General features: G+C 66.5%; 10 protein-coding genes. 3 read left to right on the top strand and 7 right to left on the bottom strand.

Annotation, left to right across the window (positions count from 1 at the left end; translation table 11 throughout):
* The first annotated feature begins 311 nt into the window (after positions 1–311).
* Positions 312–635 carry a hypothetical protein gene (locus LL962_RS04205; protein WP_228316017.1) on the top strand — a complete coding sequence of 108 codons (324 nt, stop codon included), beginning with the start codon at positions 312–314 and terminating at the stop codon, positions 633–635.
* On the opposite strand, the gene LL962_RS04200 is transcribed toward LL962_RS04205, so the two are convergent.
* Both LL962_RS04200 and LL962_RS04195 read right to left on the bottom strand, forming a co-directional pair.
* Positions 608–3,544: a TonB-dependent receptor gene (locus LL962_RS04200; RefSeq protein ID WP_228316016.1), complete on the bottom strand. Its 2,937-nt coding sequence runs from the start codon at positions 3,542–3,544 to the stop codon at positions 608–610. The genes LL962_RS04205 and LL962_RS04200 overlap by 28 nt on opposite strands.
* 138 nt (positions 3,545–3,682) lie before the next feature.
* Complete coding sequence (locus tag LL962_RS04195) at positions 3,683–7,153, bottom strand: glycosyl hydrolase 2 galactose-binding domain-containing protein (protein WP_228316015.1); 3,471 nt, start codon at positions 7,151–7,153, stop codon at positions 3,683–3,685.
* A 217-nt stretch (positions 7,154–7,370) separates the two neighbouring features.
* Here LL962_RS04195 and LL962_RS04190 point away from each other — a divergent pair, with 217 nt between their 5' ends.
* Positions 7,371–9,335: a glycoside hydrolase family 97 protein gene (locus LL962_RS04190; RefSeq protein ID WP_228316014.1), complete on the top strand. Its 1,965-nt coding sequence runs from the start codon at positions 7,371–7,373 to the stop codon at positions 9,333–9,335.
* A gap of 801 nt (positions 9,336–10,136) precedes the next feature.
* Positions 10,137–11,558 carry a neprosin family prolyl endopeptidase gene (locus LL962_RS04185; RefSeq protein WP_228316013.1) on the top strand — a complete coding sequence of 474 codons (1,422 nt, stop codon included), beginning with the start codon at positions 10,137–10,139 and terminating at the stop codon, positions 11,556–11,558.
* Positions 11,559–11,835: 277 nt separating this feature from the next.
* On the opposite strand, the gene LL962_RS04180 is transcribed toward LL962_RS04185, so the two are convergent.
* From LL962_RS04180 to LL962_RS04160, 5 genes are all read right to left on the bottom strand, one after another.
* Complete coding sequence (locus LL962_RS04180) at positions 11,836–13,347, bottom strand: carboxylesterase/lipase family protein (protein ID WP_441004849.1); 1,512 nt, start codon at positions 13,345–13,347, stop codon at positions 11,836–11,838.
* Positions 13,347–14,255, bottom strand: coding sequence for a TrmH family RNA methyltransferase (locus LL962_RS04175; RefSeq protein WP_228316012.1), 909 nt, complete (start codon positions 14,253–14,255; stop codon positions 13,347–13,349). Before LL962_RS04175 ends, LL962_RS04180 begins: the two co-directional genes overlap by 1 nt.
* A gap of 319 nt (positions 14,256–14,574) precedes the next feature.
* On the bottom strand, positions 14,575–17,250 hold the full coding sequence (locus tag LL962_RS04170; RefSeq protein ID WP_228316011.1) for a M1 family metallopeptidase: 2,676 nt from the start codon (positions 17,248–17,250) through the stop codon (positions 14,575–14,577).
* A 238-nt stretch (positions 17,251–17,488) separates the two neighbouring features.
* Entirely contained in the window at positions 17,489–20,614 is a 3,126-nt protein-coding gene (locus tag LL962_RS04165; protein ID WP_228316010.1) for an efflux RND transporter permease subunit, read from the bottom strand.
* On the bottom strand, positions 20,611–21,678 hold the full coding sequence (locus LL962_RS04160; RefSeq protein ID WP_228316009.1) for an efflux RND transporter periplasmic adaptor subunit: 1,068 nt from the start codon (positions 21,676–21,678) through the stop codon (positions 20,611–20,613). Before LL962_RS04160 ends, LL962_RS04165 begins: the two co-directional genes overlap by 4 nt.
* Positions 21,679–21,801 lie beyond the last annotated feature (123 nt).

Here is a 21,801-nt window from a genome sequence, read left to right as displayed (position 1 = left end):
CACTCGCCGGATAGTTTCTGAGGCCGATCGAATCCGCTCCATCGGCGCATGACCGAAGAGGATTCGCACGGCATTATCTTGGCAACACCCAGCAGCTCGCGCAGCCCGGGAGTGGCTGCAAACGCCTGAAAAGGTGTGGCTAGGACTTCAGACCCGTTGCAGGCCAGGCTGTCGTCGACATTATCTTCGCGACGGTGGCCTGAGTGATGTTCGGAGTATCTCCAGGGAGCGATTGAGCGAGCAGCATCGATGCTGTGCCTGCGAACGGGGTGACCGTGTTCGCCACGCGGAAACTACGCCGCATACCAGGCATGCGCAATCTTCAAAAATTGCGTTCGGGCACAGATCCGGCGACTGTCCATGGCGACATTTCAACTGCAGGCATTAGGACACAATTGAATGTGCCAATACGCACAAAAAAAACGGCCGCATCGCTTCCCGACGATGCGGCCGAATGGGAGGGTACCCGACATGATCGTCGGGTGTACTGCAGCGCCGAACGCATCGGCGACGGGAAGAACGCGCAATCACCACTTGGAGAGGGACGACAGAAGATCATGAGCGACACGCCGCAGGGGTGCGCCGTGTCGCACATCGCTACATCCGATCAGAACCGCAGGCGCACGCCGGCGTAGTAACGACGCTCGAAGATGTTCTGGTCGTAGTAGTGGTTGCTCCATTGCGCGTACCGGCGCTCGCTTTCACCAGTGAGGTTGGTAGCCTGGGCATACAAGGTGAGATGGTCGTTGACGTCGTAGCTCAGCGACGCATCCAGGTAGCCCACGTCGTCGTTCCAGATGGCCAGCCTGTCGCCCCACGCGCCGCTATTGACCTGACTGAAGCGCTTGCTGCGCCAGTTGTAGGCCACACGCGCCTGCAACCTGTCCTTCTGGTACCACAGCACCGCATTGGCCTGGTGCTTGGAGTTGTCGCCGATCGGCAGCGTATTGCCCTCGATATCGGTATTGTCGGTGTCAGCGTCGGAGAAGGTGTAGTTGATGTTGGTGCCGAAGCCGCTGAGCCAGCCAGGCAGGAAATCGAAAGCCTGCTGATAGCCGATCTCGAAACCCTTGATCTTGCCGCCGCCGCCGTTGACGATGCGCTCCACCGGCCCACCCAACCGCGCCACGCCGTCGGCATCGGGCTGCGGCTCGATGTTGGTGACGGTGGTGGGGAAGGACTTCACGTCGATCAGGAAGGCGCCGACGCTGATCAGCGAGGCATCGGCGAAGTACCATTCCCATGACGCGTTGTAGTTGGTGGCGCGGTACGGATCCAGATCCGGATTACCAGAGCGTCCGTTGAGGAACAGCACCGCATCCGGCGGCAGTGCGGGGTTGCGCGGTGGCGTGCCGTTGACGGCATAGAAGCTCACCAGACCGCGGCCCAGATCGGGCAGATCCTGGCGGGCGACCGCCTTGTTGTAGGCAAATCGCAGCTTCTGCGCATCGGTGATGTCCAGCGACAGGTTGGCGCTGGGCAGCACGTCGGTGTACTGCCGATTCAAGCGATTGATGCCGATCGCGGGGCTGACGCCGTTCCATTCGACATTGCCGATGAACACGTTGCCACTGCTCAGATACTGATCGATCGCCAGCTTGGTCTGCACGATGCGCGCGCCGATGTTCGCCGTCCACGGCAGGCGGCTGCCGATGCCGCCTTCCAGGTTGGCGAGGAAGTAGGCCGCGCTGCTCTTCTCGGTGACCTGATAGGAATCGGCGGCTTGCTGGTAGGCCACGTTGCCCGGATACAGGCTGTCGATGTAAGCGATCGGATCCTTCATCACCTGCGGGTTGATCGCCGGCAGGCCCTGCGGCCCCAGGCCGGTGACCCTGAGCGGATCGAAATCGTTGAAGTACGCCCAATAGCCAGGAATGCTGTTGAACGGCAGCAGACGCGCTTCGGACACCCCGCTGCAGGTGTCGACGATCAGCGGATCCTTGAAGTAGTACAGCGAGCGGTTCGGATCGGCGCAGGTGGTCGATACCGGCGACAGGTAGCGATAGGTATCCAGTTTGAAATCGCGCTCTCCGTAGCGGAGGCCGAACTGGAAGCCGCGTACCACGCCCTCTTCGAACTCGAAGGTACCGTCGGCACGGAAGGCATCCATTTTTGCTTCGATCTTGTTGCCCTGGGCCCAGGTGGACATCAGCTGCCAGTTGTCCGGGTTGGACACATCGGTGTCGAGGTTGACCGCCGGATAGGTTCCGCGGAAGTCCACCGAAGCGTCCACCACCGGCAACCCGTTCGCATTGGCCCACTGGGTGACCCCACCGGCACGGGTGATGCGATCGCCGCGGGTCACCACGGCATCTGCGCGCGCTTCGTCGTAGGTGCGCTGCGCATCGCCATGCACCCAGCGGAACGAGGCGCGGAACGGGCCGCCGTCGTCGTAGCGCAGCTCCAGGTTGGTATTGAGCGCATCCGAGTCGGCCACGCCGGCCATCGAGTGCGCCTGGAAGCGGTTGTAGCGGAACCGACCGTACTCGAGCACGCCATTGCGATCGACCACCGAGCCCGGCTGCAACTGGTTGGTGGACCAGCCGGTATGCACCTGCGCGGCCACCGACGTGTCCTGGTCTTCGAGCTTGGTGTAGGCGGCGTCGGCCAGCAGCGTCCAGGAATCGTTGATGTTGAACTGGAACGAGCCGTTGACGCCGGTCCGCTGACGATCGGTACTGCGGTTGCTCAGCTCGGTGGCCACCCAGTTGTAGAAGTAGTCGCGTGGCAGGTTGGAGGCGGAGGTGTTGCTGCCGATGCGCCCGTCGCCGTTGAAATCGAAACCCACGTTCTGTTCGGTAGATTTCTGCGCACCGTTGGAATACACGCTGGGATGCTTGTTCTCCAGCGTGGCATCGGAATAGGACACCGCCAGCAGCGCGCCCCAGCGTTCGGTGCGGAAGCTGGCCAGGCCCGAATAGAGCTCGTTGAGCTCCTGCACGCGATCGCCATAGGAGCCTTCGGCCTGGCCGCTGAAGGTCCAGCCTTCGGGCAACTCGAACGGGCGGCGGGTCTTCAACGACACGGTGCCGCTGATACCGCCGTCCAGATCGGCGGCGGTCGGCGACTTGATCACATCCACGCCACTGAACAGCGTCGGCGGGATGTCGACGAAGTCCGGCTGCGCGCGACCGATGTTGGGCTGGCCGTACTGATCGCCGCCGCCGGCGCTCAGATACATTTCGCCGTTCATGGTGGTCTGTACCTGCGGCATGCCGCGGATGTTGAGTTGCGAGCCCTCGCCGGCCGAGCGCCGGATCTGCACGCCGGGCACGCGTTGCAGCGAATCGGTGATGGTGACGTCGGGCAGCTTGCCGATGTCTTCGGCCGAGATCGAGTCGATGATCTGCGCGGCGGTGCGTTTGTTCTCGATGGCCTCGGCCTGGGCGCCGCGTACGCCCTTGACCAGAATCTTGTCCAGATCGGTGACGCCAGCGGCGTTGCCAGCGTCCTGCGCGGCGGCGTGCGCGGCCGCCAGGGTGAGTGCGGCCGCCAGCGCGGCGGCCAACGGAGTGTGACGCGTACTAAGATGCAGCTTGTTCATGGTCCCCTCCCAGGGATGACGACAATCCACGACCGTTTCGAATGGCAGCGCCAGAGCACTGCGGTATTGGCTGACACGCCGACCGGCGCGTCAGTGCGAACGCCGTGGATGCCACGGCGCGTCGGTTCGCAAACGCGGTTACGGAGGTCCGTTGCCCGCGTCTGTCGAAGATGCGATGTTCCAGCCACGCACCTGCAGCCTGGCACTGCGCAAGACTGCGGCCGCGGGGCCGCGGATCTCGATCTCGCGCTGTTCGCCGGACACCAGACTCAGATAGTTGTCGCTGTAGTAGGCCGGCAGGATGCGCTGACCTTGCGCATCGACCAGGGTCAACTTGGCATTGAGTGCCACCTGTTGCGACGGATTGCGCACGCTGGCACGCAGCACCGGTTCGGCGGCGTCTTCGAGCCGTGTGGCGATCTGCACCGGCACCGCGGCCAGCGCAGTCAGGCCGCGCATGGCCGCCGCATCGCGCGCCACCCAATAGAAGTTGCGTGACCGCACCAACCCGTCGCGATCGAGCAACTGCAGGCGCACGAAGCCCAGCCCGTCGGTGGCCTCCAGTGCCGGCGCCAGCTGCAGCAGCGGCGCCGAGACCGCCACCGCCGCTGCGTCCAGCCGCTGCTCGCGCCGTTGCAACAGCGCGCCCCCGATCGAATAGATCTCCGCCTGCACACGCAGCCCGCGCACCGGCGTGGTGGCATTGTTGACCACGACCACCTCGTGCCCCGGCAGGTTCATCTGCACATGCAGCATTTCGGCCGCGTTACGCACCCCGTAGTACGCCGCATGGGTGTCGTAATCGTGGCTGTAGATCTGCCACATGTTGCTGGGCCAGGCCGGGTGGCTCATCCACAACAGGCGCCCGCTGTTGCGGCTCCATAGCTGCGCATTGAATCCTTCGAAGATGGCGCGATGGGTCTCGTAGTTGAGCAGTTGCGCCTTGCGCTCGAAGTCGTCCAGGTCGGTCGGCGCACCCAGCTTGTCGGTCAGCGCACGCATGAAGCTGGCAGTGTCGCCGTTACCGGACTGGTGCCAGTCGTGGTAGGCCCAGGCATCGCCGATGGGCCACTGATCCTGCGCTGCCGGAACCGATGCCTTGAACGACTCCAGGGTGGAGAACGATGGCGTGCCCACCTCCACCGAAAAGCCTTGTGCCAGGGCATCGAAGTAGGCCACCGGCTCACGGTAGTTGTAAGGCCCGCTCCCCTGCAGGTTGACCTGATTGGAGCTGCCGGTATACCAACGCGTGCCATCGAGCTCGGCGACCAGCTTGTCCAGGCCTTCGTTGAGAATGGGTGCGGGAACGCCTTCGTTGCGTCCGAACCACAGCACGATGGACGGATGATTGCGGAAGCGTTTGATCACTTCGGCGGCGTTGTCCAGGAACAACGCCGCATCGGCGGGCTCCATGTTGTAGTTCTGGGTGGATTGCCAGAAGTCGTTGAACACCAGCATGCCGTATTCGTCGGCCAGCTCGTAGAAACTGGCTTGGGTGTTCTGTCCCACCCAGTTGCGCACCACGTTGAAATGCGCGTCGCGTTGCAGGCGAAAATAGGGCTCCAGCCGTTCGCGCGAGACGCGCTTGCGCCAATCGTCCATGCCCCAATTGCCACCCTTGACGGCAATGCGCACACCATTGATGCGGATGGCCAGGTAAGGCGTCAGCGCGTCGTCGCTCAGCGGCGTTACCGCTGGCGAGACCTGCGCACCCGGGTAGAACGACTGCGCATCGCCGCCGGGCACGGGGCGAATTGCGCTGTGACGCGCATCGACGATGCGTTCACCACGCAGCCGTGCCTTGTTGAAATCCACCAGCACGCGGCGCAGCGCGCCGTCCTGGTCGAACAACGACAGCTCGTAGCTGACTTCACGGATGCCAAAGCGCAGCTGCTGCGTGTCCGAGCGGGTGCCGGCCACATCCACGCCTACCTGCAAGGTGTAGAGCGCCGGTTCGCCATAGCCGTTGGGCCACCACAGACGGGGATTGGCGATGACCAGCTCCGGCGTATCGGCCGCGGTGAGCTTGAGCGTGGTGCCACCGGACGGCACGTCGACCTGGCGCTGGATGCGCACATCGCCCATGGTCAGTTGCAGGGTGCCCTGCACCGCCGTGGTGCTGTCGTTGCGCAGCGGCACATTGATTTCAAGCTCGGCACGCCGGTGATCCGCGGCCAGCCGGGTCGTGACGACCTGGGTGTCTCCAAGCGCCACCGGCCCTGTAGCGTGCAGCTGCACGTCCTGCCACAAGCCGGCGTTGCGATCGCGTACCGCCGGAATCCAGTCCCAGCCCTCGCTGGCGATGAAGGTTGGCCCATCCAGCGTCTGCACGCCGCCATTCTCGCCCACGCCTGCGGTCATCGATTGCTCGTGCGCAATGCCCGGATGCGGCGGCGGAGAAACGCGCACCGCAATGACATTGCGGCCGGCCTTGAGCTGCGTGCTGACATCGAAGCGCCCACGTGCGAAGGCACCGCGCGTACGCCCCACCTGCGTGCCATTGACCCAGACCTCACCGGCATAGTTGATGCCGTTGAACAGCAGTTCCAGCCGCTTGCCCTGCGCTGCCGCGGGCAGATCGAAACTGCTGCGGTACCACCAGTCCTGCCGGCTCAACGATTCGGGAATGGCCATGTTGTTGAGACCAATATCCGGATCCGGATACACGCCGCGATCGACCAGTGTGGTGAGCACCGTGCCCGGCACGGTGGCCACGCGCCAGGCTGTAGCATCGCCTGCAGCATCGCCGCGCGACAGGCTGGCGCCAGTGGCCTGTGCGAGATCCGGTGCGGCAGCCAGCTGCCACGCCCCCACCCGCCACGCCGCTGCATCCAGCGGCTGCAACGCGGGCGTCTGTGATACGGGCTTGGCCACGGGTGCAGAAAAGGCCGCCGCACTGCGCGGCAGCGTCGCCGGCGCCTGCGGTGCAATCTGGCCGGCCATCTGCTTGACCTGCACCTGCCAGGCCGGCGATGCGTCTTCGAAACGCTGCAAGGCCGCGTCAGGCGCTTTGGCCGCACGCTGCGCGACGGCTGCAGCATCCAGAGCGCCGGCCTGCGCGACGAAGCCGGAAATCTCACCGCCGAAGTGCTGCGTATATGCGGGAGGTTGTTCGCGTGGGCCGAACATCAGCACCGGCGCGACCACGCTCTGGCGTAGCGCGCCGCTGGCAACCCGACGCCCGTTGGCATACAGCGTCAACTGCCCGCCTTGCGCCACCGCCGCGACCTGCGTCCAGGTTCCGGCACGCAGTGGCTGCGTGCTGCGCAACACAGTGTCGGCGCCCTGCACGAAGCCGAGCCTGCCGTTGTCGATCGTGAAATAGCGGCCTGCAGCTTGCGGCTCGCCGATACCGGCAATCAATGCCGGGCCGGCAGTCACACGGGAGGGACGCACCCAGCCCGACACGCTCCAGTCTGCGTCGGCGGCCAACAACGGTGCATCGGCAGCAAGCTTCTTTGCCAACCCCATCCCACCCGCCAACACGCGGACATCGTACGGGCCGGGCGAAGGCACGTCGGCAGGCGCAGCCTCTACTGCAGCCCAGGCCATGCAACCACACAACCACCACAGCGCTCCACGGCGGAACGCCTTGCGAACCATCAGCATTAGAGGCCTCTCCCAAGCTCTACTGCCAAGCAACGGTGCACACCACCAACATGCAATCTGCAACCGTCGATAGACGTGTTTGCGCGTTGCGTTCGGTCGTGCCGCCCGTGGCTGCCGCCCCTGTTTCAGCGGCCATGGTGCGAGGTAACGTTACCCCAAGGCGATATCGACGACAACCGTTCTGCGTTAGGGTGGTCGCTCCCAGGAGGAGGGAACCATGCAGAACCTGATCCAGCCCGTACTATCCGTGACGTGCGCCTTGCTGTGTCTTGCCGCTCTACCCGCGTCGGCGCAGCGCTTGAGCGTGCAATCGCCAGATGCACGTACCCAGGTGGAATTCACTCTGGCCGAGGGCGGCGTGCCGAGCTATCGCGTGCTGTACCGCAACACGATCGTGCTCGACGACGCGCCACTCGGACTGGATCTTGGCAAGGCCGGCAAGCTCGGTCGCGGCATGATCGTGCAGGGCAGTACGACCGACACGCACGACAGTCACTTTGCATTGCCGGTCGGAAAGACCCGGCAGGCGCGCGACCATTACCGCGCGTTGCGCGTGCAGCTCTCCGACCCGCAACAGCGACGCCTGGACGTCGAGCTACGCGCCTACGACGAGGGCGTGGCGCTGCGTTACGTATTGCCGGATGCAGGCGATGTCCGCATTCGCGATGAGCTCACCAGCTTCGCCTTCCCGCGTGATTACGCGTGCTGGACATTGAACCTGGGCCGTTTCGGCACCAGCCACGAGGGCGAATACGACGCCATCGCCGCGTCGAAGTTGCGTCCGCACAATCTGCTCGAGTTGCCGCTGGTCTGCCAGACCGATGCCAAGGGCACCACACTGGCGATCGGCGAGGCGAACCTGCGCGATTACGCCGGCCTGTATCTCACCGGACGCGCCGAAGGCGGGCTGGGTGTGTCGGCAAGACTGTCGCCGCGCCTGGACGACCCCAGGCTGGCGGTCAGCTTCGATGCGAAGGGGCGCGATTTCGCTACACCCTGGCGCGTGATCATGCTGGGCGACACCCCGGCGAGCCTGATCGAATCCAATCTGATTTCCGCATTGAATCCGCCGCCGGCATTCGATACGCGCTGGGTGCGGCCAGGTAAATCGGCCTGGGATTGGTGGTCCGGCAGCCTGGCCAGCGGCGTGGCCGATCCGGGCATGAACACCGCCACCATCCGGCGTTACATCGACCACGCGCAGCAACTGAAACTGCAATACATGCTGATCGACGACGGCTGGTACTACGGCAGCACCGGTGATGGCCAATACAACGCCGATGCGGATATCCGCCGCCCGGTGGCGCAGCTGGATCTGCCGGGCCTGGTGGCGTACGCGCGCGAACGCAACGTCGGCCTGTGGCTCTGGGCGCACTGGCGCGCGCTCGATGCGCACATGGACGAGGCACTGGCGTGGTATCAACAACTCGGCATCAAGGGCATCAAGGTCGACTTCATGGACCGCGACGACCAGCAGATGGTGGACTTCTACCATCGCCTGCTGGGCAAGGCCGCCGAGCACAAACTGCTGGTGAATCTGCATGGGGCCTATCACCCCACCGGCCTGACCCGCACCTACCCCAACTATCTCACTCAGGAAGGCGTGCTGGGCGCCGAGTACAACAAGTGGACAGCGCGCATCACCGCCACGCACAACCTCACGCTACCGTTCACGCGCATGCTGCTCGGGCCGATGGATTACACGCCAGGCGGCTTCCGCAACGTGCGCCCGGCCGAGTTCAAGTGGCAGCACATCGCACCGCAGGTGATGACCACGCGGGCACAGCAATTGGCGATGTATGTGGTGTACGAAAGTCCGTTCGCGGTGGTGGCCGACAGCCCGGAGCAGTACGAGAACGTGCCGGCGGCGCAGTTCCTGCGCGATGTGCCGGCAAGCTGGGATGAGACGCGCGCGCTCGATGGCGCCATCGGCGAACACATCGCACTGGCGCGGCGTCGCGGCAAGGACTGGTACGTAGGCGCGATGACCAACGAGCAGGCCCGCACGCTCGACTTGCCGTTGTCGTTCCTCGGCAAGGGCCGCTGGACCGCCACGATCTATGCCGACGGACAGGCGCCGACCGAGGTGCGGATCGACACCCGCAAGCTCACCTGCGACGACAGCCTGCAACTGGTACTGGCCGCGAACGGCGGGGCAGCGGTGCGACTGCGGAGGGACTGAAGATGAGGTGCGAGTGGCCCGGTTGCGCGACTCGCACCTCCGATCGTCTGCGCGGGCGCTTACTCTATCCTCAGGCAGCACGGCCGCAGCATTGCCTTGCAGCTCGATTCCCGCCTGCCCCACCGATCGGCAGCCGGCTGCCTCGCTCCACCTGATGGACATCGCCATGCCTTGCCACTCGGCAAGCCATGAGCCAATCGCCGACGATCAGTTGCCTGATCGAAACAGACATCAACGCATCGACTGGTCGCACTCGGAAGGCCGGAGACCATTGGCGGAAAGTGGCTGCACGATGCAGCACTTTCGTGCAGCTCCAGTGCGATCGACCACAGGAGTCGCACGCATTCACTGTCGCAAGCATCAACGCGCTTGCAGTGGTCGGCGCTGGTCGCTGCGGACCGCCATCTGGCTGCGTCGGCGCTACACCGTGAATCCACAACCACCGCGTTGCGCGCCGCACGTGACCGCGCGCACCCTTGCGCAAGCAGACTCGCATCTGCCTTGCCAACGGCCAAGGGCGCAGCGGCATTCGCTTAGCCGATTGCGCTTGGCGTGTGTCTGATGTCACGCATTACGCTTTCAGTGAACATTTCAGATGAAGAGAACCTAGTATGCGCACGCCTTCATCGTAGAGACGTGCAATCGAGCGCATCTGCAGACGCCACTACGCGCTGACGGCACGGCCCTGCACGGTTGGCCGCGTGCCGGCCGCCTTGCTCCGGCCACAGGAAACGCTTCATGCCCCCTCGTTCGATTCGATCGCTGCCCTTGCGCAGCGGCATTGCCGCGCTCGTCCTTTGCATGGCGGCTGCCGCCCATGCGGCTCCCCTGCTGCAGATCTCCGTCTCCCCCGCCAGCGACCAGTACGTCGACCAGTTGATGCCGCCACTGCTGCAGGTGCCGGCCACCGCACGCACGACTGCAATACAAACGGCAGGCGCCGGTCTGGACAGCGCGGTATCGCGCGCGCATCCGCAGGTGACAGCGGACTTCCGGCGATTCCTGCAGGCAGAAGCGCAGGCCAGCTACGCCAACCGCGACGCCACGGCGAAGGTTGCCGGCCCTGCGGCGTTCGCGCAGATGCAGCGCTATCTGTTCAATCGCTACAACGGCCTGAGCGTACTGCGCAGCGTGCGACAGGGCAGCAAGGTGTTCGACTGCATTCCGCGTGCGCAGCAGCCGGCGTTACGCGATGGGAGCGCGCCCGCGCTGCCACCTCCCGTTGCGCCCGGTATCAGCACGGGTGCTGGCCTGGACGCGGCGCAACGCTGCGATGCCGGCAGTGTGCCGCTACAGCGCGTCGGCCTGGCCGAGCTGGCCCGCCACGCGACACTGCAGGCCTATCTGCGCGGCACCACGCCGCGTGTCACCGAGCCGACCCCGACACCCCGGCTCGGCGTCGCGCAGGATGCCGCATCGGTCGTGCATTACTACTCCACCATCTATCTGGACACCGCCGGCTCGCCGGTGACCGGCGCCGGTGCAGATCTCAACACCTGGGTGCCGGCCGTGCGTGCGAACGATGCGCAGTCGATCAGCCAGATCTGGCTGGGCGGCTACACGCCTCAAGGCCAGATCCAGACACTGGAAGCCGGCTGGCAGACCCAGCCCGGTGCAGGCTGGGGAACCACCCCCATCCTGTTCATCTACTCCACCCAGGACGGCTACATCACCACCGGCTGCCATAACCTGGATTGCGCCGACTTCGTGCAGACCAGTACCGCGAACGTGCTCGGCGCCGCACCGCCGGGCGGCTTCAGCACCGCTGGCGGCAAGCAGGCACTGCTGCATGTGGAATTCCAGCGCAACGCCGAGGGTTACTGGTGGTTCGGCTTGAACGGCGAATGGATCGGCTACTACAAGGCCGAGCTCTACGCAGGCGATATCGCGGAGGGAAGTACCGACATCTTCATTTCCGCCGGTGGCGAAATCTCGACGTGGGACGGTCGCCCCAGCGCACCAATGGGCAGCGGACGGTTCGCTTCGGCCGGCTATCGGCAGGCAGCGTTCCAGGCCAACCATTTCTACCGCGACGCGAACATGGCCACCCGGCCCGCACAGCGCCTGTCATCGATGAGCGTGGAGCGGCCCGCCTGCTACACACTGGCGATCGCCGGCTACGGGTATCCGTACGCCCTGGGCACCGGCGTTTCGCGCACCACGTTGTCGCCGGAGATGCGCAACGGCGGCATCTACTTCGGTGGCCCGGGCTGCGCACGCTGAGCCGCAGCACCTGCGCGCAGTGCTGCAGTGCGCGTTGCGGCACAGGTAACGGCAACGCCGCAGGCGAGTCGCGCAGGGAGTGCGGCTGGCGACAGCGTGCATGTCGCCGGTTGCACGCCATGGGAGACGTGCTGCATCGACAGTGCAGCGCGTGGTCGGGCGTGCCAGCGTGTCGCGTGCGACATGCTGGGAACAAGCACCACGCCCCGGCGGCACCATGCACGCGAACGCCTTGTCTATCGAACGGCATCCCATCGCTTCGGCAATGGGGTGCACCTTATGGCAGGTCCAGGCCCGCGCACACCGCCGGGCGGGCATCCTTGATCTGCTGCACGCCACCCGCATCGAACTGCAACGCCGCATGCCCCGGCGCAAACGCCGGCCACGCAGGCAGGCCCCTGGCATTGGGATTTCCGCGCTGCACGAACGCGGCCCAATAGCGCTGCAGGCTCACCGCTGGCTTGCCGATCGGCAGGTTCTTGAACAGGAACGGCAGCTCGGCGCTGTGGGTCACCTGCGCGCCCGGCGCGGCGGTGTCGAACACGTAATGCCACACCGGCACGCCTACTGCCGCCTGGCGCTGGGCGACCGTGACGGCAGGGCAGCGGAAGGTGAGATCGGTGGACAGCTGCATGGACGCATTGCCCTGGCGCGCCGCACGCTGCTCGGCATGTGCACGCTGTGCCTGCAGCACGCGATCGGCACGATCGGGATAGTCGCGGCGCAGACGCGCCTGCGCACCCTGCTCGCCGCCATAGGTGAGCTCCTGCACCACATAACCGATCAGCAGCGGCACCTTGGCTTGCGCACCGCTGGCCAACAGCTCGGCCGGCGCGCGCGGCAGCACGCGCCCATCCACGACCGCCTGCAACCAGATGTAGCCGTCGTCGTCCAGCGCCGGCACGTCAACGCCCTGCCCGGCCTTGAGCAGTTGCTCCACCGGCAGCGTACGCAACTGCGCCAGGCGCGTGGCTGGATCGTCGATGCCGGCGCGCTGGGCGATGCTCACGCCCACCGCGCGGTTCTCTTCCAGGCTGCGCGCCGGCAGCCCGAACCCGGCGGTGCCGCTCTGCTCGATCGCCGCCGAAAACAGGCCACGCGCCAACGGGCTGAGCATCAGCAGGCCCACGTCCTGGCCGCCGGCCGACTGCCCGGCGATGGTGACGCGCGCAGGGTCGCCACCGAACGTCGCGATGTTGTCGCGCACCCAGCGCAAGGCCGCGATCTGATCGAGCAGGGCGTAGTTGCCGGCCGCTTCGTTCTCGCCATCGCGCAGTTCCGGCAGCGACAGGAACCCCAGTGCGCCCAGCCGATACTGCAGCGTCACCACCAGCATGTTCTGCGCGACCAGGTTGGTGGGCAGATGCCCGTCCGCACCGCCGGCCACATTGGCGCCGCCATGGATCCACACGAATACCGGCAGGGGCTTGGCCGGATGCAACGTGGGCGTCTGCACTTCCACGTACAGGCAGTCTTCGCTACCGCGGCTGGCCATCGCGTTGTTCCAGCCCAGCGCAGGCTGCACGCACGGGGTGGCGGCCTGGGTGGCGTCGCGCACCTGCGTCCACGCGGCCACCGGTTGCGGCGGCCGCCAGCGCAGCGCGCCAAGCGGCGGCGCGGCGAACGGAATCTTGCGGAACACCGCGCTGCCGTCGTCCTGCCACTGCCCACGTACCGCACCGTGGTCGGTCATGACTTCCGGTGGCGCGGCGGGCGCGGATGGCGTGGCAGCAACGGCACTGCCGGTGAGAACACACAGGGCAGCAAGCGCCCAGGCAGATACACGCATCAGAGATCTCCGGTGATCACACGGGCTCGCCATGCGGCCTGGAAAACGGCGGTGGCCGAGGCCACATTGAGGCTTTCGACCTTGCCGCTGCCGCCGATGGACAGCTGCAGATCGCAGCTGCGCGCGAACTGCCGATCCATGCCTTCGCTTTCTGCACCCATGACATAGACCAGACGGTGCGGCAGCCGGGCAGCGAACACGTCCTGGCCGCCTTCCACCAACGTGGCGGCCACTGCAAACCCGGCCTGGCGCAAGTGCGCCAAAGCCTGCGCGGTGTCCGGCAGCTGCACCAGCGGCACCGCCTCGGCGCCGCCTTCGGCCACGCGAGCCGCGGCGCCGGACAGCCCCAGCGTGGAGCCAGCCGGCAGCAACAGCCCGGCCACATCGAAGTGCGCCGACGAGCGCAGGATCGCGCCGAAGTTATGCGGGTTGCCCACGCCATCCAGCCACAGCGCCAGCACCGGGCCTGGCGGCAGCGCAGCCAGCCATTCCTGTAACGGTTGCGGCGATACCCGCAGCACGTCGGCCACCACGCCCTCGTGATGCGCGCTGGCGGCGAGCTTGTTGAGATCGGCCTCTTCGACCACGCGGTAGCCGATGCGCTGAGCCACGCACCAGGCCAGCAGCGCCTTGAACTGCGGAATGCGCGCCTGGCTCAGATACAGCTTGCGCAGCGCCTGCGGGCGCGCCTGGAACACGGCCTGCACTGCTTTGATACCGTACAGGCGCAGTTCGCGCGCGTTGCCGGGCGGCGGCGCTGCGGAGGGGCCGGCGTCGGGCGCGCGGTGCGCAGGCGGGTTGTGCGCGGCGGTGCGCGGCGCAGCGCGGCCCCAGGGGTTGTGCTGGCTGCCTGATGGCCTGCCGCCATCGCGTGGCGGCCGTGGGCCGCGTCCATCGTGCTGTGTCATCGTTGTATCCAGAAGTTCGCGTGCAGTGCGGTGCAACCTGGGCCGTGGCGCCATTACGGGCGCTCCGCGTGCCCGCGTCGCAGCGCCGGCCGAAGCCGCCGCCGCGAGCGCAGTGGCCGATGGTAAGCCAGTGCGCTGCGCCGCGCGTTGCCGATCCCTGCATGCGAGTGCAACGTCGCAACGCGTCCGGGCGCTCGCCTCGCCTCGCCTCTCCGATAGCCAATAGCCGATGCGAGGCGACGGACTGCAGCTGACGCGGCGCGCCACCGTCCTGCTTGCCATGCACGTACCCGGGCCGGCCAGGCCGCGTCGGCCGCAATCAGCGCTTGGCGGTTTGTGCCTGCTTGAGCGCGGCGCACAGGCGGATGGCTTCGCCGGTCTGGGCCATTCCGCGATCGGCACCGCTGAGGCTGGCCAGACGCGGCTTGAAGAACGCCTCCATGCGGTCGGCCTCCGCGCTGCTGCAGCCGCCGCTCGCCCCCAGCGCCGGCAAGCCGCCGCCATCGAACGAACCGCTACGCTGCACGATGCGATCGAAGTTGGCGGTGAACCACGGCCACATCGAGTCGTGCGAAGCCGGCTCGGCGTGTCCCTGCCGCAGCAGGCTCTTCATCTCGCCGACCTTGATCGCATCGGTGAGGGCGAAGTCGCGCACACGCGTCAGCAGGGCAGGATCCTGCACCGATCCCAGCGCCGCGATCATCGCGTTGCGCTGCGCCGGGTCGGCATGCGTGCGCAGCGCCCCGATCAGCGCATCCACGGCGGGTGCGCCACGCTCCTGCGCGGTGACCGCCAGCGTGGTGTCGAGCAGATCGGGGTTGGCGGCGGAAAAATCCAGCGCACCCGCGCCGCCGGCCAGCACCGTATCGCCCTGGGCCAGCAGCGCCTTGCGCACCTCCGGGTGTTGCAGGCGCAGCGCGAACAGGCTGACCAGCGAGCTTCTTAGCGCGGTGTCGTCGATCGATTCGCCGCTGCGCCGTGCGTAGCCCAACTGGCGCAGACGCGGCAGATACGCCTGTTCGGCGACCTTGCGCAAGGCGTTGCGCTGCGCATCGGTGCCGGCCTGATGACGCCAGATCCAGCCAAACCGGCCGACCAACGCGGTCGAGACATCTGCCGATGCGGAGGGCGCCAGCTGCTTGATCGCCGCCAGCACCGCATCGTTGCCGGCATCGCCGCGCCGGTAGGCTGCATCGATGGCATCGGCATAGGCCAGTTGCTCGCTGTCGTCGAGCTGGGCAACCTGTTTGCCCAGGGCGGCCAATTGCTTGCTCGGCAAACTGAAACGGTAGTAACCGGCGCCCTGCGCGTTCGGGAACACCCAGGTGTTCTTGCCGCCCCCCTCCAGCACGATGCTGCCGCTGGCGCTGTCCAGGAGCTGGCAGGCCGTGCCGACCTGATTCTTGCCCTTGCCGTACTTCACGCACACCGGCACGCCCCACTGCTGCGCAGCAGAGCCGGTGGAGCCCAGTGGCAGGTAGCGTTGCTGCTGCAGCTTGACCACGGTCTTGCCGCCTTCGCGGGTGAGCTGGGTCTGCAGGTATGGCACGCCCGGCTGGTCGAGGAAGCTGCGGAAGGCCGCCTTGAACGCATCGTTCTTGCCGGCGGCGCTGGCGATCGCATCGACCAGATCGTCGGCGGTGGCGTTGGCGAACTTGTGCTCGGCGATGTAGGCGCGCATGCCCTGGCGGAACACCTCTTCGCCGACGAACGCCTCGAACATGCCCAGCACCGCCGCACCCTTCTGGTAGGTGATGCCGTCGAACGCGGTTTCGATGTCGCCATTGCCGGTGATCGGCTGGCGGATCTTGCGTGCGCTCACCAGGCTGTCGTTGTCCATCGCGCGTTGCGCACCGCCGATGCGGTCCAGATTGGCGCGGTATTCCGGATGCAGCTGCATGGTGATCTTCTGCTGCATCCAGGTGGCGAACGCCTCGTTCAACCACAGGTCGTCCCACCATTCCATGGTCACGGTGTCGCCGGTCCACTGGTGCGCCAGTTCATGCGCGTTGACGTTGAAGGAGCGCTGCAGGTTCTCGGCTGGCGAATTCTTGTCCAGCAGCAACAGCCAGTCGCGGAAGGTGACGAAGCCGGGGTTTTCCATCGCGCCGGCGCTGAAATCCGGCGCCGCCACCAGATCGAGCTTGTCGAAGGGATAGCCGAAGGCGTAATAGTCCTCCAGCGCGGCGATGATGGCCGGGGTCTGGTCCAGCGCGGGCGTGATGCGCGGGCCCTGCCCCTTGGCCGCGATGCCGCGCAACGGGGTGGCCGTGGGCCGCTGGGGCGTGGCCGGCATCGCCGGCACGTCCACCACGTCCCACGGACCGGCCGCGTAGGCGACCAGATACGTGGGCAACGGCACAGTCGGGGCGAAGGTCACCGTCTTCCAGCCCTTGCCGGCCGGCTTGGTCGAGGTGGCGATGGTATTGGCCAGCGCCTGGTCGTCCTTGGGCACGGTCAGGCTGATGTCGAACGGCGTCTTGAACGCCGGCTCATCGAAGCCGGGAAACGCGTAGCGCGCGCTGATCGGCTCCATCTGCGTCATCGCGTACGCATTGCCCTGGAACTTCACCTGATACAGGCCCTGCAGTTGCTGGTTGAGCGGCGCGCTGTAGCTGATGTCCACGCTCAGCGTCTGCGGCTTGAGCGTGCGGCCGAATTCCAGCCGCACCACACCGGCCTGCGCATCGGCCTGCACGTAACGTGCAGTGAGCGGCTTGCCCTTGGCCGGCTTCACGGTGGCCTTGCTCACCTTCAGCTCCTTGCCGTGCAGCCACAGGTGATCGGAGGCCTGCTTGAGCTGCACCCGGATGGTGGTGCGGCCGCTGAATTGCGCCTGCTCGGGGTCGATCTTCAGCGCCAGGCTGTAGCGCTCGGGCACCGCCCAGGTCGGCAGCCTGCCATTGGGCACCGGCTCGCCGGCGGATTGGGCCAGCGCGGTGCCGCAGCACAGTGCGAGGACGGAAGGAGCGAGCAAGCAGGCAAGACGACGCATTCGAGACTCCGGTCAGGGCAACCGCGCAAGTCGACCACAGACCGGCACGGCTGTCATGTGGCCTGGCTTTTCGCAGGCCGCGCCGGCGGATGGGCAGCGCCTTGCCGGGGCCCTCGTTCGGCGTGCGCAGCGCACGCCACCGCGCGCTGATCATCGCCTCCCGGCACCTCAGCAATCATCACGCGGCCTTCTCCGCAGGCAGGCGACCGCCACGACCGCGGCCGTGCACGCTACCGGCTTACGCATGCCCGCCCACCGAAGGGGTCTGCGCCTCCAGCGTTTCCAGCTCGCGCGCCAGCGCCTCGGGCGACTTGGTGTAGGGCGCGATCAGGCTGTAGAACGCCGGCACCACGTACAGCGATAGCAAGGTGGACAGCGAGACGCCGAAGATCACCACCACGCCGATGGTGGCGCGGCTGGCCGAGCCAGGCCCACCGGCCACCACCAGCGGGATCGCACCGACCACCGTCGCAATCGACGTCATCAGGATCGGGCGCAAACGCACCGATGCCGATTCGACGATGGCCGCATGCACGCTGCGGCCTTCGTCGCGCAACTGATTGGCGAATTCCACGATCAGGATGCCGTTCTTGGCCGCCAGGCCCACCAGCATCACGATGCCGATCTGGCTGAAGAGGTTGAGCGTGCCGCCGGTGAGCCACAGGCCGACCAGTGCACCCAGCACCGCCAAAGGCACGGTAAGCATGATCACCAGCGGATGGGCGAAGCTTTCGAACTGCGCTGCCAGTACCAGGTACACCACCAGCAGGGCCATGCCGAAGGTCAGCAAGACAGCGCTGCCGGATTGCTGGTATTCGCGCGATTCGCCCTTCCAGTCCACCTGCGCGTAGTCGGGCAGCTCTTCGCGCGCGGTCTGCTGGGCCCAGGCAATGGCCTCGCCCAGCGGGTAGCCCGGTGCCAGGCCCGCCGTGATCGTGATCGCGCGCAGGCGATTGAAGCGGTTCAAGGTACCGGCTTCGGCCACTTCGCTGAGCGTGACCAGATTGGAGAGCGGGATCAGCTCGCCGCGGGTGGAGCGCACACGGATGGCGGTGAGGTCTTCCGGCGCCATGCGGCCTTCGCGCCCGGCCTGCAGCATCACGTCGTACTCCTCGCCGTTGTCGACGAAGGTGGTGACGCGGCGCGAGCCCATCATCGCTTCCAGCGCGCCACCGATCGCGGTCACCGGCACGCCCAGGTCGGCCGCGCGCAAACGGTCGATGTTGACGCGCATCTGCGGGCGGGTTTCCTTGTAATCCGAGTCCGGGCCGACCAGGCCGGGATTGGCTTCCATGCGCTGCAGGATGCGATCGCGCCACTGCGCGATCTCGGCGTAGTCCGGCCCGCCCAGCACCAGCTGGAACGGCTGGCCGCGACTACGCACCAGGCCGCCGCTGACCTGCGTACGTGCGCGCACGCCACTGAGCGCGTTGAGCTTCTGCTGCAGTTCGTCGGCCACTTCGGTGGTGGGGCGGGTGCGCTTTTCCCAATCCTGCAGGAACACGCTGACGCGGCCGGTGTGCATCTCCTCGCTGCTGCCGAAGCCGCCGGGCACGCGCGGATTGGCGCGCACGATGGGTTTGTCCGGGCCCACGTAGGGGCGCAGGATGTCTTCGACCTGGTGCATCTGCCCCACGGTGTAATCGAAGCCCGCACCTTCCGGGCCGTCGATCATGATCTGGAAATTGCCACGGTCCTCGGCCGGCGCCAGCTCGGAAGGGATACGGCCCATCAGCCAGGCGCTGGCGCCCAGCGCCAGCAGCATCAGCAGCGCGAAGATCCAGGTGCGCTGCACATGGCGCTCCAGCGAGCGGCCGTACGCAGCGGACACCGCCTGCATGCGTCCGTCGAACCACTGGTGGAAACGATTGGGCTTGGCCTGCCCGTGCGAGCGCAGCAACTTTGACGACATCATCGGCGTCAGCGTCAGCGCCACGAAGGCCGAGATCGCCACCGCCGCCGCCAGCGCCACTGCCAGCTCACGGAACAGCCGCCCGGTGTTGCCTTCCAGAAAGCCCACCGGCAGGAACACCGCCACCAGCACCGCCGTGGTGGCGATCACCGCGAAGGCGACCTGACCGGTACCGCGCTTGGCGGCCACCAACGGCGGCTCGCCCAGATCGATGCGGCGCTGGATGTTCTCCACCACCACGATGGCGTCGTCCACCACCAGGCCGATGCACAACACCAGTGCCAGCAAGGTGAGCAGGTTGATCGAGAAATCGAAGGCATACAGTGCGATGAACGCAGCGATCAGGCACACCGGCACCGTTACCGCCGGAATCAACGCGGCGCGTGCGCTGCCCAGAAACACCCAGATCACCACCAGCACCAGCACCACCGCTTCGACCAGCGTGTGGTAGACGCGCTCCACCGCCGCATCGATGAAGGTGGTGGTATCGAAGGCGACGAAGATGTCGGTGCCCTTGGGCAAGGTCTTCTGGATCTCTTCGGCACGCGCCCGCGCCTCGCGCGCCACATCCAGCGCATTGGCGGTGGAATTGCGCACGATGCCCAGGCCCACGTTGGGCACGCCATTGCTCTGGAAATACGCGCGTCGCTCGGCCGAGGTGAGTTCCACCTTGGCCACGTCGCCCAGCCGCACCACGTAGCCGTCCTCGCCCTTGCTCAGCGGCAGCTTGGCGAAGTCCTCCGGCTTGAGATAGCTGCGCTCCACGCGCAGGGTGAAGTCGCGCTGCGCCGATTCGATGCTACCGGCCGGCAGTTCCACGTTCTCGTTCTGCAGCGCCGCTTCCACATCGGCCACGGTGAGCGCGCGTGCGGCCAGTTGGTCGCGATCCAGCCAGATGCGCATGGCGTAGCGCTGGCGCCCGCCGATGCGCACCTGCGCCACGCCGTCCAGGCTGGAGAAACGGTCCACCACGTAGCGTTCGGCGTAGTCGGACAGCTGCAGCGTGTCCATCGTGCTGGAGCTCATGTTGAGCCACAGGATGGGGTCGGCATCGGCTTCGACCTTGGAGATTTCCGGCGGCCGCGCCTGGTCGGGCATGCGGTCGGACACCCGGCTGACCGCATCGCGCACGTCGTTGGCGGCCGCTTCCACATCGCGCGATTGCACGAACTCGATGCTGATGTCCGAGGACCCGTTGCGGCTGCGCGCTTCGATGGTCTCGATGCCCTCGATGCCGGCCAGCGCGTCTTCCAGTACCTGGGTGATGCGGCTTTCCACCACCGCCGCCGAAGCGCCGGTGTATTCCACGTCCACCGAGACGATGGGCGGGTCGATCGCCGGCAATTCGCGCAGGGTGAGCCGGGTGAACGACATCACCCCCAGCACGATCAGCAACAGGCTCATCACCACCGCCATCACCGGGCGGGTAATGGACAGGTCGGAGAGTTTCATCGCGCGGCCTGCGCAGGGGCTGGCGCAGGCGCGGGCTGGTCGGCGACCTTCAGGCCGGGCCGCAGCTTGCCGGTACCATCCACGACGATGCGCTCACCGGCCTCGAGGCCGTCGAGGATTTCCACCTTGCCATCGCGCCGCTCGCCCAGGCGCACATCGGCGCGCTCGACGCTGGAATCGGGTTTGACCCGGAACACGTAGGACTCGCGCCCCACCTGCACCACCGCAATTTCAGGAATCACCACCGCCTGCCGGGCCGGCTGGAACAACCGCACATCCAGCAACATGCCCGGGCGCAACCGACGATCGTCATTGGGGAAGTCTGCACGCACCGTCACCGAGCGCGTGGTCTCGTCGATCCGCGAATCGATCGCCGCCACCTCGCCTTCGAACCGTGCCCCCGGATACGCTGCCGCAGTGCCGTTGACCGCGTTGCCCAGCTGCACCAGGCCGAACTGCGATTCGGGCACCTGAAAATCCACGTACATGCGTGCCACATCGTCCAGGGTGGCGATCACCGTGCTGGAGGTGATCAACGAACCGGGACTGATCTGGCGGATGCCCAACACGCCGGCAAACGGCGCACGCACCTCGCGATCGATGATCTCCGCCCGCATCTGCTGCACGCGCGCCTGCGCGGCATCGCGCAGCGCACGCTGGGTGTCGACCGTGGACTTGGCCACCAGCTGCTGGCCGACCAGGCTCAACTGGCGACGGTACAGCTGATCGGTTTCCTCGAAGGTGGCCTGCGCCGCAGTCAGCGCCGCCTGCTGGGAGTTGCCGCGCAGACGCAACAACAACTGCCCGGCCTTGACCTCGTCGCCGCTGTCGAAATAGACCTGTTCGACCACATCGCTGACCGCGGCAGTGAGCGCCACCGACTCGCGCGCCCGCACCGTGGCGATCGACTGCACGGTGGAGTTCCACGGCTGCACCGCCACCGGCTGCACCACCACCGGGATGGGTTTGGCGGCCGCGGGCGCACTGGCCTGGCGGGCACAAGCGCACAGCCACACGGCCAACAGGAGCGCGACGCAGACGCGCGCGCTGGGCAGAACAAGCATCAGAACATCCTGGCGGGGTACATCGAAAGTGTAGAGCCTTGCCGCCCTGCAAAAGGCAGAAAGGGCGCGCTTTTCACCATGACCAACGACCCTTGCCGGGACCGCCACGATGCGATGCAAAGA

This window comes from Xanthomonas sp. NCPPB 1067 (assembly GCF_020783795.1).
Classification (GTDB): Bacteria; Pseudomonadota; Gammaproteobacteria; order Xanthomonadales; family Xanthomonadaceae; genus Xanthomonas; species Xanthomonas melonis.
The sequence above is the reverse complement of the archived record's forward strand: the minus strand, read 5'-3'. Positions and strand labels throughout refer to the sequence as shown.